General features: G+C 62.9%; 13 protein-coding genes. 8 read left to right on the top strand and 5 right to left on the bottom strand.

Annotation, left to right across the window (positions count from 1 at the left end; genetic code table 11):
- Nucleotides 1-741 carry a GntR family transcriptional regulator gene (locus KXR83_RS22645; RefSeq protein ID WP_317713678.1) on the bottom strand — a complete coding sequence of 247 codons (741 nt, stop codon included), beginning with the start codon at nt 739-741 and terminating at the stop codon, nt 1-3.
- Nucleotides 742-769: 28 nt separating this feature from the next.
- Nucleotides 770-1,924, bottom strand: a complete 1,155-nt coding sequence (locus KXR83_RS22650; RefSeq protein ID WP_437426769.1) for an acyl-CoA dehydrogenase family protein — start codon at nt 1,922-1,924, stop codon at nt 770-772.
- 132 nt (nt 1,925-2,056) lie between these two features.
- Here KXR83_RS22650 and KXR83_RS22655 point away from each other — a divergent pair, with 132 nt between their 5' ends.
- From KXR83_RS22655 to KXR83_RS22680, 6 genes are all read left to right on the top strand, one after another.
- The gene (locus KXR83_RS22655) at nt 2,057-3,115 is read left to right on the top strand and encodes a MaoC family dehydratase (protein ID WP_437426770.1); all 1,059 of its coding nucleotides are present in this window, start codon (nt 2,057-2,059) and stop codon (nt 3,113-3,115) included.
- 152 nt (nt 3,116-3,267) lie between these two features.
- Nucleotides 3,268-4,392 (top strand): VOC family protein, encoded by a 1,125-nt coding sequence (locus KXR83_RS22660; protein WP_437426771.1) that lies wholly within the window; start codon nt 3,268-3,270, stop codon nt 4,390-4,392.
- The gene (locus tag KXR83_RS22665) at nt 4,389-5,333 is read left to right on the top strand and encodes a fumarylacetoacetate hydrolase family protein (RefSeq protein WP_437426772.1); all 945 of its coding nucleotides are present in this window, start codon (nt 4,389-4,391) and stop codon (nt 5,331-5,333) included. Before KXR83_RS22660 ends, KXR83_RS22665 begins: the two co-directional genes overlap by 4 nt.
- Nucleotides 5,330-6,895 carry a bifunctional 3-(3-hydroxy-phenyl)propionate/3-hydroxycinnamic acid hydroxylase gene (locus KXR83_RS22670; RefSeq protein ID WP_437426773.1) on the top strand — a complete coding sequence of 522 codons (1,566 nt, stop codon included), beginning with the start codon at nt 5,330-5,332 and terminating at the stop codon, nt 6,893-6,895. Before KXR83_RS22665 ends, KXR83_RS22670 begins: the two co-directional genes overlap by 4 nt.
- A 31-nt stretch (nt 6,896-6,926) precedes the next feature.
- The gene (locus KXR83_RS22675; protein ID WP_437426774.1) at nt 6,927-8,105 is read left to right on the top strand and encodes a cytochrome P450; all 1,179 of its coding nucleotides are present in this window, start codon (nt 6,927-6,929) and stop codon (nt 8,103-8,105) included.
- 81 nt (nt 8,106-8,186) lie between these two features.
- Nucleotides 8,187-8,861, top strand: coding sequence for a TetR/AcrR family transcriptional regulator (locus tag KXR83_RS22680; RefSeq protein ID WP_437426775.1), 675 nt, complete (start codon nt 8,187-8,189; stop codon nt 8,859-8,861).
- Nucleotides 8,862-9,150: 289 nt separating this feature from the next.
- On the opposite strand, the gene KXR83_RS22685 is transcribed toward KXR83_RS22680, so the two are convergent.
- From KXR83_RS22685 to KXR83_RS22695, 3 genes are all read right to left on the bottom strand, one after another.
- Nucleotides 9,151-9,894, bottom strand: a complete 744-nt coding sequence (locus tag KXR83_RS22685; protein WP_437426787.1) for a GAF and ANTAR domain-containing protein — start codon at nt 9,892-9,894, stop codon at nt 9,151-9,153.
- A 34-nt stretch (nt 9,895-9,928) separates the two neighbouring features.
- Nucleotides 9,929-10,078, bottom strand: coding sequence for a hypothetical protein (locus KXR83_RS22690; RefSeq protein ID WP_437426776.1), 150 nt, complete (start codon nt 10,076-10,078; stop codon nt 9,929-9,931).
- Nucleotides 10,079-10,559: 481 nt separating this feature from the next.
- Nucleotides 10,560-11,054: an Asp23/Gls24 family envelope stress response protein gene (locus tag KXR83_RS22695; protein WP_437426777.1), complete on the bottom strand. Its 495-nt coding sequence runs from the start codon at nt 11,052-11,054 to the stop codon at nt 10,560-10,562.
- A 603-nt stretch (nt 11,055-11,657) separates the two neighbouring features.
- On the opposite strand from KXR83_RS22695, the gene KXR83_RS22700 reads away from it, so the two are divergent.
- A complete protein-coding gene (locus KXR83_RS22700; protein WP_437426778.1) occupies nt 11,658-12,353 on the top strand; it encodes an RNA polymerase sigma factor in 696 nt (231 codons plus the stop codon).
- Nucleotides 12,350-12,490: a hypothetical protein gene (locus tag KXR83_RS22705; protein WP_437426779.1), complete on the top strand. Its 141-nt coding sequence runs from the start codon at nt 12,350-12,352 to the stop codon at nt 12,488-12,490. The genes KXR83_RS22700 and KXR83_RS22705 overlap by 4 nt, the downstream gene beginning before the upstream one ends.
- Nucleotides 12,491-12,620: the final 130 nt, after the last annotated feature.

Raw genomic sequence — 12,620 nt, forward strand, 5'->3', positions numbered from 1 at the left:
TCAGGCGCGGTGCAGTGTGACGCGATAGGTGTATTGCTCTGGGAGATAGTGGCTTACAGAAAGCTCACGGATGGCATCGGCGTCGTCGCTGTAGAGACGGTCGATGCGGAGAACGGGATGGCCGGGGCGGCATCCGAGGTGCGCAACATCAGACGAATCGGCGGTGTCCACTGTGATCGACTGTGCGGCCTCAGAGATCGGCGACGGTAGATGCGGCCCGAGCAGACCGATCACCGTGTACGTGCTGATCGCGCCTGTGGCCATCTCAGGTGCGTCGAGGATGAGCCTGGCGGTGTCCTCGGGCAGGTGAACCGTTGTCAGGACAAAAGGCACGTTTTCGTGGAACCGTCGGAACACCACCGAATAGACCACGTCGCTGTCCAGCCGTAGCCGGCCGGCCGCCTCGACGTCGACTCGGCGCTGCAGAGCACTCATGACTTCCATGGTGGTGTCGGTCGAGAGGTTCAGCAGGTCCTCGATCGAACCCTGTTGGCGCAGATAGCGTCCGCCGGCGTCGTTGACGAAGGTCCCTCGTCCCGGGACGCGGTAGACGATGCCTGCGGCCACCAGGTCGACGAACGCTCGGCGTACCGTCTGCCTACTCACCTCATAACGATCAGACAGTTCGGATTCGGTGGGCAGACGGATTCCGTTGTCGTAGTTGCCTGAGGAGATGTCCCGGCGCAACTGTCTTGCCAACGCCTGATACGCGGGCTCGGCGTCGCGCTTCCTTCCGGTCATGAAGCATCGCGATGGTATGGGCGCACCCTCATAACCCGCCTCGCGACACCAACTGAGCGGCAATGACATTGCGCTGGATCTCGTTCGTGCCCTCTCCGACGATCATCAGCGGTGCGTCACGGAAATAACGCTCGACGTCGTACTCGGTGGAGTAGCCGTAACCTCCATGGATTCGCACAGCGTTCAATGCGATCTCCATGGCCGTCTCCGATGCGAACAGCTTTGCCATACCGGCTTCCATGTCGCATCGCTCACCGGAGTCGAACTTTTCCGCGGCGTAGCGGGTGAGCTGACGCGCGGCGGTCAGTTTGGTTGCCATGTCCGCCAGGTAGTTACCGATCGACTGATGTTTCCAGATGGGTTGGCCGAAACTCTCCCGCTGTTGCGCGTAAGCCAGCGCATCTTCGAGCGCTGCGGCGCCGACGCCCAGTGCGCGCGAGGCAACCTGGATTCGCCCGGTTTCCAGGCCCTTCATCATCTGGTCGAACCCATGACCGGGTGTGCCGCCGAGGATGGCCGACGCCGAGGTCCGATAGTTGTCAAAGGACAACTCGCACGATTCCACGCCCTTGTAACCGAGTTTGGGTAGGTCTCGCGAGACAACTAGCCCCGGTCCGTGTTCCACGAGAACAATCGACATCCCCCGGTGACGTGGGGTCGCGGCCGGGTCGGTTTTGCACAGCAACGCGATGAGTCCGGAACGTCGCGCGTTGCTGATCCACGTCTTCGACCCGTTGATCACGAGGTCGTCGCCATCAACCTTCGCGACCGTCGCCATCGCTTGCAGATCCGATCCCCCACCCGGTTCGGTCAGCGCCATCGTCGCGCGGAGCTCACCGGTTGCCATCACCGGCAGGAATCTGCGTTTCTGCTCTTCTGTCCCGAAGGTGGACAGCAACTTCGCCACCACGGTGTGCCCACCCATTGCCCCCGCCAAACTCATCCAACCGCGCGCCAACTCCTCGGTCACCTGGGCGTAGCACGGCATGGACACCGGCGAGCCGCCATACTCCTCCGCAACGGCGAGCCCATAGATGCCGATCTGCTTCATCTGCTCGATCCACGTCTCGGGGTACTCGTTGGCGCGCTCGACCTCGCGAACCGATGGCTTGACCTCACGATCGACGAAGTCGCGAACCGTCTTCACAAGGAACGCCTCTTCGTCGTTCAGGTCGTGTTTCATCTGCCTCCGTCGGCTCGGACATTTGTACGGCCATATTTCGCCGCCGCCCACGGTTTGTCAATCGAATCCTTGACAGCAGACAAGCCCTGCTGCCAGCATCATCGGTGACTTTGGCCGTACATGGCGAGCGCGATGGCACAGGAGACCGAGACGATGGCCGAACTCGAACTCAGCAGTGCAATTGCCGTCGGCGGCCCCTATTTCGACGAGCTCTCCTTGGGCCAGGTGTTCGACACAGCCCCCTCGATGACCCTCACCAGCGGCGCCGCAGCGCTACATCAGGCCATCCTCGGCGATCGTTTGAGACTTGCGCTCGACGCCCACCTGTCCGAGAAAGTAACCGGGCGGCCAAACCCTCTGGCACATCCCGGCCTCGTCTGTGATGTTGCCATCGGACAATCGACACTCGCCACCCATCACGTGAAGGCGAACCTCTTCTACCGAGGGCTACGTTTCCATTCCTTTCCGCATATCGGCGACACTCTGAGCACCCGCACGGAAGTGGTTGGCCTACGTGCCAATTCGGTGAAGCCCGGCCGACGGCCCACCGGCTTGGCGGCCCTGCGGATGGAGACCACGGATCAAGATGGACGAAAGGTGCTCGACTTCTACCGGTGCGCGATGATCCCGCTGTCCGATGAGCCGAAAAACGACCGTCCGGTACCGGCTGACGACCTCGGGCTCATCGGCGCGGACAGCCAGGCGAGCTTGTCTGTCCCTGAGCGGTGGAACCTGTCCGCTCTCACACCATCGGCCCCGAGATGGACCGCCGCGCGTTCCGGCACCACGTTCTCCAGTAGCGCTGACGTGGTGTCGAGCGCACCGGAGCTCGCTCGACTGACATTGAACATTGCTGCGACACATCATGATTCCCGGGTGAACGCGGGCCGGAGGCTGGTCTACGGCGGCCACACGATCGGGATCGCGTTGGCGCAGGCGACACGCGCGCTACCGAATCTGGTGACCGTCCTCGGCTGGCAGTCCTGCGATCATCTCGGACCCGTGCACGAAGGCGACACCGTCACCAGTCAGTTGCAGGTGGAGTCGTGCGAATCGATCGGCGGCGGTGCCGCGGTGGTGCGACTGCGGTCGATTGCCTACGTGGTGCCCGGTGACACGGTCGGGGAGTCCGAGCAACCCGGCACGGGTGTGCCGGTGCTCGATTGGCGATTCACCGCCTTGACAACCTGACCCAGTACGCACAATCGCTCACCACTGCCCTGTCTGGCTCGAACGCCAACCAGCAGACCCATCAGTTCTGACGAAATTCCAACACGTCATACCCCTTGACTGCCGGTTTACTCATAAGTGACGATTTACTCAATTACTTGAGGAGGTCACTTATGACGGTGCCGGCACACACCCCGCACGCCGATCTGCACAGTGATGACGGCGCGCGTCCGGGCGATCCCGAGGACCGAGCGGCGGCGCCCGTCATCAAGGTTGTCGACATTGCGTGGCTCGAGTTCGAGAAGCCGAACATCGCCCAGGCCGAACGGTTTGCGCGCGATTTCGGATTCTCCACCGTTTCGCGAACTGCGGACCAGTTGTCCTTGCGGGGTACGTGGTCTGGCGCGCCGTGCATCCTGATTCGGCGGTCACATCGATCGAAGTTCGTCGGACCGGCGTTCCGTGCAGCCGGAAAAGACGATCTGCTGCGGCTGTCCCGTGAAACCGGGCGGCGCGTCTATCCTCTCGGCGATCTCGGCGGCGCGGCCATCGACCTCACCGACCCGTCCGGGATGGCAATTCGGGTGGTTGCGGGACTGACCGACTTACCTTCGCTGCCCGACCAAGATCCTCTGACGTTCAATTTCAGCGGAAAGGTCGAGCGTTTCAACGCGGTTCAGCGTCCACCTCGCGAGCCCGCACGAGTTCAGCGCCTGGGACACGTCGTGATCGAGACACCCCGCTTTCGCGAGAATCTCGCGTGGTACCAGGAGATGCTGGGCCTGATCGTCAGCGACTTCCTCTTCTTTCCCGGCCAACGAGACCGCGGCCCGACGATGGCATTCATGCGCTGTGACCGCGGAAGCGAACCGGCCGACCACCACACGCTGGCAATGACTTTGGGGCCGATGTCCCGATACATTCATTCGGCGTATCAGGTGGCCGATCTCGATGCCGTCGCCGCAGGTGGCGCCTACCTTGCAGATCGCGGCTATCACCATGCGTGGGGAATCGGCCGCCACATCCAGGGCAGTCAACTCTTTGACTACTGGCGCGACCTCGACAAGTTCATGGTCGAACACTTTGCCGACGGGGACATGTTCGACAACACCATCGAGGCGGGATGGGCACCCATGACCGCCAGCGGACTGTCGCAATGGGGGCCGCCCGTGACCCGCGATTTCCTCGGCGCCAACCCTGATCCCGAACTGGTCAAGGGCATGCTCGCCGGCCTGCGCGAGGACAACGAGTTCGACATCCACCGCCTTCTGGGCCTACTGAAAGTGGCACGTTCATGACCACAACCGTCCTGCGCACAGACACCGGCTGGTGGGTCCAGCGCGACCAGACCGCCTACCCCATCCGCACCTCCGCGAAGACCACCGGCGAGCTGCTGACCGACCGCGCCGCGATCGACGCGACAGCAACCGATGGCGATTCCGACGGAACCCCCGTGGCAGATCTCGTTCTGCTCTCACCCGTGACCGCCCCGTGCCGCGTGGTCGCGCAGATGGTCAACTATCGCAGCCACGCAGAGGATTCAGGCATCAACCCCGACAGGGTGACGGCCACCTTCTTCCGCAAATCGTCGGGTTCGATCACCGGCCCGTTCGACGACATCATCAAGCCGGCGCACGTCACACTGCTCGATTACGAGGTGGAGATCGGTCTCGTCGCCGGAGCCACCATCGACGTCGGCACTTCCATCACCACCGACACCCTCAGCGAGTACTTCGCGGGAGTCGTGATCACCAACGACGTCAGCGCTCGCGACATACAGTTGCCGAAAACCCAGTTCTACGAATCCAAGTCGTACCCCACTTTCACACCGGCGGGACCTCGACTGGTGCTGCTCACGCACGAGGAATGGCGCCGATTCGACCAACTTCGCCTCCAACTGTGGGTCAACGGCGAACGCCGGCAGAACGGGCGGGTCGGCGGCGACATGATCATCGATCCGGTCAGCGCGCTCGCCGTGCTCACCGGCTTTCAACGCCTCGACGCCGGAGATCTCCTGCTCACCGGCACTCCCGGCGGCACCGCGCTGACCGCGCCACCCAAGCCCATCGAGATCATCGGCGCACTCATCCCGCCGCATGTGAAGTGGAAGGCCTTCTTCAAGCGTCAGGCATCAAACCCCAAGTACCTCAAAGATGGCGACGTCGTCGAGGTCCGTATCGCGACCGACGACGGTGCCATCGATCTGGGCCGCCAGCGCTGCCACGTGACCTACGCATGACCGCCCAGCACGGCCCCGTTGTGATCGTCGGCGCGGGCCCCGTCGGGCTCGCCTGCGCTCTGCTCCTGGCCAAACGTGGTGTTGCCACGGTGATCCTGGAGCGTCACCGTGAACCGTATCCGCTGCCACGCGCGGTGCACCTCGACGACGAGGTGTTCCGGATACTGCAGGCCGTCGGCGTGGCCGAGAAGTTCGCGCCGCACACCCGGGCGATGCCGGGCATGAGGTTAATCAACGGCCGCCGGCGAGTGATGACCGAGTTCACCCGCAGCACCGAGGACGGCCCCAACGGCTACCCCCTGGGCAGCATGTTCGACCAACCCGACCTCGAGCGGGTTCTCCTCGATGAAGCAGCGGCCGTCGACCTGATCGACCTGCGGCGCGGTTGTCAGGTCACCGATGTTGCCGGCGGCGCACGGCCGGCGGTGCGCTACCTGGACAACAGCGGCGTTGTGAAGACTATCGATGCGGCGGCGGTGATCGGGTGCGACGGGGCCAGTGGTGCCGTCCGCGACCAACTCGGTATCACCATGCGCGACTTCAACTTCGACGAACAATGGTTGGTGATCGACGTCCTCACCCCGGCACCGCTCAACGTATGGGGCGGTGTCCACCAGATCTGTGATCCCGACCGCGCTGCGACGTTCATGCCGGTCACCGGAAACCGATACCGCTGGGAGTTTCGCGTCCACGACGGCGAGGACCTCGATGCACTGCAATTCGAGCAGACGTTGCAAAAGCTGTTGTCGCCGTGGATGACCCCGTCTGAACTCGCCGATTCGCAGATCATGCGCCAGGCCGTCTACACCTTTCGCGCACGGGTGGCTCATACCTGGCGCAACGGTCGAGTCTTCCTTGCCGGCGACTCCGCTCATCAGACACCGCCGTTTGTCGGACAGGGGCTCGGGTCGGGATTGCGTGACGCGTTCAACCTGACGTGGAAGTTGGCCGACGTTCTCGACGGTTCTGCATCTGAGTCGCTGCTCGACACCTACGAATCCGAACGAAAACCGCATGCCACCCGAATCGTCCTGACGGCCTTGGCAGTCGGATGGGCCCTCACCGGTGGGCAGGATCGCCTCGCTTCCGTCCGCAGAGCAGCAGTCACAGCGTTATGTCACGTTCCTCGCATCGCACATGCGCTGCCCGATGCAAGCCCTTTACTGCGCCGCGGGCCACTGGTTCAGCGCCGCGGAATGCTGTCGCGCCTCAACGGAACCCTGTTCCCGCAACCGTGGGTGCGCACCCCCGACGGTGCCCGACGGCTCGACGACCTGCTCGGCCCACGCTATGCGTTGATCAGCCGTGGTCCCTTGCGGAATGACACGGCGAGTCGACTCGTGCGTATCGGACTGACGCACATCGACGTTGATGCTCTGGCGTGTGTCCCGTCGACGAACCCAAGCCCGTCTGAGGTGATGCGGGCACATCACTCGCATGCGGTGCTTCTCCGGCCCGACCGTGTCGTGATGGCATCAGCCCGAACCGAAGCCGATGTGGAGCAACTGCTGTCCGTCTACCGGCGCTCACACCGTACCCACGTCACGAACGTAGCGGTATGACAGCCCGATCACCTCTCTTGGAGGCATAGACATGCTCAACACGCGGTCGCGACGAGATGTCCCGGTGGTCGATGTCGACTTGTACGGACAGACGGCACTGATCGATCCCCAGCCCGTGTACCGGCAGATCCGCGACGCGGGCTCGGTGGTGTGGCTGCCGAAACACAAGGTGTGGGCGATGGGCCGCTTCGACGACGTCCGGAGTGCACTGCGTGACGATGTCACCTTTCGTAGCGGCACCGGGGTCGCGGCGAACCCGGTCGCGAATCTACTCGGACGCAAGACCGTCTTGTCCAGCGATGACGAACGGCATTCGGCCCGTCGTCGAATACTGATGCAGTCGTTAGTATCACGCGCAATCCGGCCGTCGCTGCCCATCCTTCGCGACGAGGCACGCGCGACCGTGGACCGACTGCTCGAACGGGACTCTTTCGACGGCGTTGCCGACTTCGCTTCGCGGCTTCCGATCGCCGCAGTTGCAGACCTCGTCGGTGTCGAAGTGGGGCCGCAGCAGTTACTCACCTGGGGCGCAAGAACATTCGACATCCTCGGCCCGCTGAACCGACGAGCCGTCGACGCGACTCCGACAGCACTGGGGTTGCTGCTGTACACGATGCGATTGCGCCGTTCACAAGTCACGCCCGACGGATGGGCGGCCAGTGTCTTCGATGCTGCCGACCGCGGGGAGATCAGCAGGTCCGAGGCGCGAACCATGGTGATCGACTTCGTGGCACCGAGTCTCGACACCACCATCCTCGCGACGGGCCAGCTGCTCTGGAGCCTTGGCCGCGATCCAGAGCTCTACGCTCAACTCAGAGCTGACCCCGAACTGATCCCCACCGCCGTGGTCGAGGCAGTACGCGTGGCGTCACCTGTTCGCGGCTTCACTCGAAGGGTGAGTCACGACAAGGACATCGACGGTGTCAGGATCCGGGCAGGTGAGCGCGTTGTGCTGCTCTACGCCGCGGCGAACATGGACGAACGCCACTTCGACGATCCCCAGACATTCTCACTGCACCGACGAGGCAGCAATCTCGGCTGGGGACACGGGATGCACACGTGCGTAGGGATGCAGCTGTCCAAGCTCGAGATGCAGACCCTGCTGCGCGAGTTGATCACCCGGGTCGAGACCATCGAAGTGTCGGATCCGGTTCCACTCTCGAACAACTGTCTGCAGGGTTTCGCCTCATTCCGCGCCAGGTTCGCCTGAGTTGCAGGTCGGCACACCTGCGGGGACGCGTCGGTATACTTCCGGTGGCCACGATTGACCGTCGAAAACGCAGGAGCCCGAGTGACGCAGGGTAATCGACTCGAGCGCCGCAAGGCGCGCACCCGGGCGGCGCTTGTCACCGCTGCACAGGGTTTCATCGCCGACGGCAGAGTCAATGCGCCCGTCCTGGAGATCACCCAAGCCGCCGACGTCGGAATGGGCTCGTTCTACAACCACTTCGAGAGCAAGGAAGACCTGTTCAGCGCCGCAATCGACAGCGCACTCGAATCGGTCGGGGCGTACCTCGACACCTTGACCGAGGGGCTCGAAGACCCGGTCGAGATGTTCACTCAGTCATTCCGACTGGCCGGACGGCTGTTCCGCCTCGAGCCAGACCTGAGCCGAGTGCTCCTGAACTCGGCGATGTCGCCGATCACCTCCGATCTCGGCCTCGCTCCGCGATCACGCCGCGACATCCTGGCCGCATCGCAGCAAGGCCGGTTCGACGTCGAAGACGTTGAGCTCGCGTTGGCGCTGGTGGCGGGATCCCTACTCGCACTGGGGCGTCTGTTGCTGGACGACGCTGATCGTGACAGCGAAGCCGCGGTCGACAGAATGGCGACAGACGTACTGAGAGCGCTCGGGGTGTCGCTGTCCGAAGCCCACGAGCTCTGCCATCGGCCTCTCCCCCCGTCCTACGGCTCCGCGCTTCGTTCGGTCATCGAACGAGCCATCCCACCGTCAGATCCTGCCTGATCGTTCAGACGCCTGTGGTTCGTGCTTTGCGAAAAGGCCTCAGCGAGAACGGTGTTCGTCCAACCAGCCAGAGCTTGTGCTTGGTAGTTCGGACTCGGAACGCACGACGGGGCGCAGTGCGGAAAGTCGGGCCACCCGAGATCGGCCGGCCCGACTACCCCCAGACGAGCAAGTCCGGCCCGGAGCCCGGGAGCGGATACCCCAGGAAGGACTTACTCGCTATTCACTGTAGTGCATCGTGCATTTCATTTGCTGAATATCGCTGATCGAGCAGACCTACAATCCGGAGTCAGCCCTCATTCGATTGTGTTTTCGGATGGTCTGCGTTGACCAGCTGGGCACAGATGTCGACCACGGTGACATTGGTTTCCTGTGATAGTTCCCGCAGGATGCCGAAGGCCTGGGCAGCGTCGATCGCAAACCTCTCCATGAGCATTCCTTTGGCTTGCCCGATGAGATCTCGCGACTCCAAGGCCCTGTTGATGTGCTGAAGTCGGTCTGCCGCCGACAAGGCGATTGCGGCGTGGGTCGCAAAGACGACCGCATCTTCTCTGATCTCACAAGTGAATGCCGAAGGTTCAAGGGCAAACAAGTTGAGAGCGCCGAGAGCTTGGTCTGCGGCCCTGAGCTGAATCGACATCAACGATCTGATCTCGGTCTGCTCGAGCACCGCAGCCATGAGGGCAGGCCACCGGGTTTCGCCGGCCACGGCGTTGACCGTCAGCGGCCCGGGTTGCCACACCGCGTCAAAGCATGGCCCAGTTCCGTGGGCGTGGTGCAACGCATCGATGTGCGTGGAGACCTGATCGTCGACGACCGACGCGTCGATCTTGTCTGTGCGACCGCGCAGTTGCTTACTGACCAAGGTCACACTCGCGTAGTGAACCGTCGGCAACAGTCCGACAGCCTCCCGGCACACCTCCCGCAGGACGTCGTTCGGCGATACGCCCGTCCAGGGGCCGTGTAACCGAAGGGCACACTCCGCCAGTTGTCTGTGGAATCGCGAGATGTTCTGTTCGAGTTCGCCATTCACTGTCAAGAGCCATCTCCCGCGCGCGACCGGTCTGTCAATTGACCGCGACCCAAGCGACTATCGAGGCGATGACCGCCAAGCCGGAGAGACCAACAACAAACAAACGTGTTTCAAGCGCACCCGGCGGTTCGGCTGAGTGATTCTCGAGTTTGTCCCCGCCACTGCGATCCATATCCTCGTTCACTGCTGTCTCCGTTCCCCGGGTTCGTCTTTCTCACATCGATGAGCCACAGCTCTGAATCGAGCGGCAACTCATAGGTTTCCGGCTCCTCATCCCAGCCCAGCGGGCCTCGGTGCCGGACCGTGACAGACAACGCCCGATCCGATCCTGCACTACCGGCTTGCACTGACACGATTTCGGCGTCGTACAGCTGGCCCCAGTCGAAACACTCGACGAACTTGCCCACATCGGCCGACGTGATCGCGCGGACGGAATACAACATCCGAGTCGGCTGCGAGGCGTTGTGCCCTGTTTCCTGGGGCATGTCGGAGCTAGCCGCCGGTCAGCTTGATCTTGATGTTGGACAACTTGTCATCCATTCCCATTGGGTTCTCCCTTTTCATCGAAGCGCCGGTCGCCGACTCGGCGGCTGTCAGCGTTGGTCTCCATATGCAGCAGTGCCTGAACTCGCAGGTCTGCGCCATCAACAGCGACCCGGATCGACTCAACGCTGTCCTCCACGACCGCGGCGATCTCGTCGTAGCTGCAATGTGGCTGCGCAGTCACCGTGATGCGTATCAGCTTTCGCCCGCGATCGTCGGTGGCCACCGCCTTCACCCGGTCGAGCATGCGCTGTCCACGAAGGTCGTCTGCGACCGATGAAGCCAGCAGCTTCGGCGGGATCCACGCCGTAGTCGGCCACGATGCCCACGTCGACGGCTGCTTGCCGCTCACCGACCTCGACCTCGATCCCCTGGGTCGACGCCGTCGAAGTTCCCGGCAGCACGTCACGGACGCGTCCGACCACTCGCTCTGCACTTCCGCCCAGGTCGCTGACCCCACTGATCTCGCGTGCGGCGATTCCAGCGATCTTGGCCACCACGGTTTGCGAGATGGCCGTACGGCCTCGATCGCCGCTCGAGGGGACCACACTCTTGCCACCACTGGATCCAGCCTGTGCGTTCGCGTCCCTTGCAGCTGTGGTCGTCGTGTCAGACATCAGCAACTCCTTGTGCCCTTTTCTTCGGCTCGTCCCCGCAACTTGCTGGACGTTCGCCCTTCACCGAGTTAGTCCCGCGAGCAAAGTGAAACGGCACGCATAACTTCGAGCGATCTATGTCACAGGACCACGTGGACCTTGCCGCGGCGGATGGCGAACTCGACAGACCAATGAGCATTGCTATGCTTCGCCCGGGGATTGGGGATCATTCGCGAGGGACTGCCTCGGATGGACTGCCGCCGGATGGACTGACATGTCAATTGTTTGTCAGCGGCGGAGTCGCACCGACCGGTCGATCGGGGATGAGTCAATAGCGGGCAGCGTTCGATGACCTGACTGAGAGGTCGGTCGATTGGACACCGATCAACGCTGCCCTCGGGTGTCGGCCGGCTTCCGCGAAGCGCGGCCGGGGGCAAAGGAGTAGCTGACGTCATGTCAACGGTTCACCACAGACATTCGACTCGTGGCGCCCAGCCAGATTGTCCGACGGCCGACCCAGCAACTACCTCGCCATCCCGACAGGGAACTACGACGTCGTTGGGTAACCTTGGTGAACCGTCCTGACAGCGGGAGCATTCGTGCAGTGTGCAAACAGGCGCGCGCATGATCGAACACGACCACGAGAGACCTGACGAGGGTTCCGCCGACAAGTCGCCCAGTGATCGGTCGGCGGCCACACCTCCGACTGGTCCTCGACTATCGCTGACCGAGCTGTCCGATGACGAACTCGCCGGGGCAGCTGCGGTGGGTGACCAGGAGGCGTTCGGTGTTCTCATCGCGAGGGTGTCGCCCATGTTGCTGCGTTATCTGCAGCGCATGGCCGATCCCGTCAGCGCTGAAGACCTCGCGCAGGAGACTCTCCTCAGTGTCTGGAAAGGGCTTCCCGACTTTGATTTTCGCAGCTCGTTCCGAACCTGGATGTTCACCATCGCCTATCGCCGTCTGGCCGATTCACTGCGAAAAAAGCGTGATGTCCCGACCGACGAAGCACGATTCGTCGATCTCGAATCACCAGAGCCACTACCCGCTGAAGTCGCAATGGGCACCTCTCTGCTCGAGGCGCTGCGCACCGAATTGGACGCCCTCCCGCCGACGTCACGATCCACATGGTGGTTGCGCGAGGTCGAGGGACTGTCGTTGGCAGAGATCGCCCGGGTTCTCCAGATCAGCACAGGCTCCGCGCGTGGACACCTTCAGCGCAGCCGGCGGTATCTGGCCACACGCCTGGCACCCTGGCGCCCCGGCAGCACCGAGAACACGTCGGAGCCGGACTCCACGGCCGATGGAGCGTCTTCATGAGCGATGACGTCCACGACAACTACGACGACGATCTCGATCCGACCGATGCGTGGCTGGTCGAAGCCAGCCATCGCCTCGATGACACCGACAGCGATGTCTCACGACTCGTGGCCCGGATCTCTGACGGCGCTCATTGAAATTCCCCAGTAACGCTCACTGAAATTCCCCACCCGTGTGGCACCGCCAACGAGGGCGGGTCTCCCTCGATGCTGATGGTCTCTGACCACTCATCAGCTACTCGAAGGAGACCCGCTTTCTCATGCTTAC

The organism is Williamsia muralis (genome assembly GCF_051487485.1).
Classification (GTDB): Bacteria; Actinomycetota; Actinomycetes; order Mycobacteriales; family Mycobacteriaceae; genus Williamsia; species Williamsia muralis_B.

Coding starts and splice junctions, on each gene's coding strand:
- KXR83_RS22650 (WP_437426769.1), bottom strand. CDS start 1,924: ATGAAACACGACCTGAACGACGAAGAGGCGTTCCTTGTGAAGACGGTT.
- KXR83_RS22675 (WP_437426774.1), top strand. CDS start 6,927: ATGCTCAACACGCGGTCGCGACGAGATGTCCCGGTGGTCGATGTCGAC.
- KXR83_RS22665 (WP_437426772.1), top strand. CDS start 4,389: ATGACCACAACCGTCCTGCGCACAGACACCGGCTGGTGGGTCCAGCGC.
- KXR83_RS22645 (WP_317713678.1), bottom strand. CDS start 741: ATGACCGGAAGGAAGCGCGACGCCGAGCCCGCGTATCAGGCGTTGGCA.
- KXR83_RS22700 (WP_437426778.1), top strand. CDS start 11,658: ATGATCGAACACGACCACGAGAGACCTGACGAGGGTTCCGCCGACAAG.
- KXR83_RS22655 (WP_437426770.1), top strand. CDS start 2,057: ATGGCACAGGAGACCGAGACGATGGCCGAACTCGAACTCAGCAGTGCA.
- KXR83_RS22670 (WP_437426773.1), top strand. CDS start 5,330: ATGACCGCCCAGCACGGCCCCGTTGTGATCGTCGGCGCGGGCCCCGTC.
- KXR83_RS22695 (WP_437426777.1), bottom strand. CDS start 11,054: ATGTCTGACACGACGACCACAGCTGCAAGGGACGCGAACGCACAGGCT.
- KXR83_RS22660 (WP_437426771.1), top strand. CDS start 3,268: ATGACGGTGCCGGCACACACCCCGCACGCCGATCTGCACAGTGATGAC.
- KXR83_RS22705 (WP_437426779.1), top strand. CDS start 12,350: ATGAGCGATGACGTCCACGACAACTACGACGACGATCTCGATCCGACC.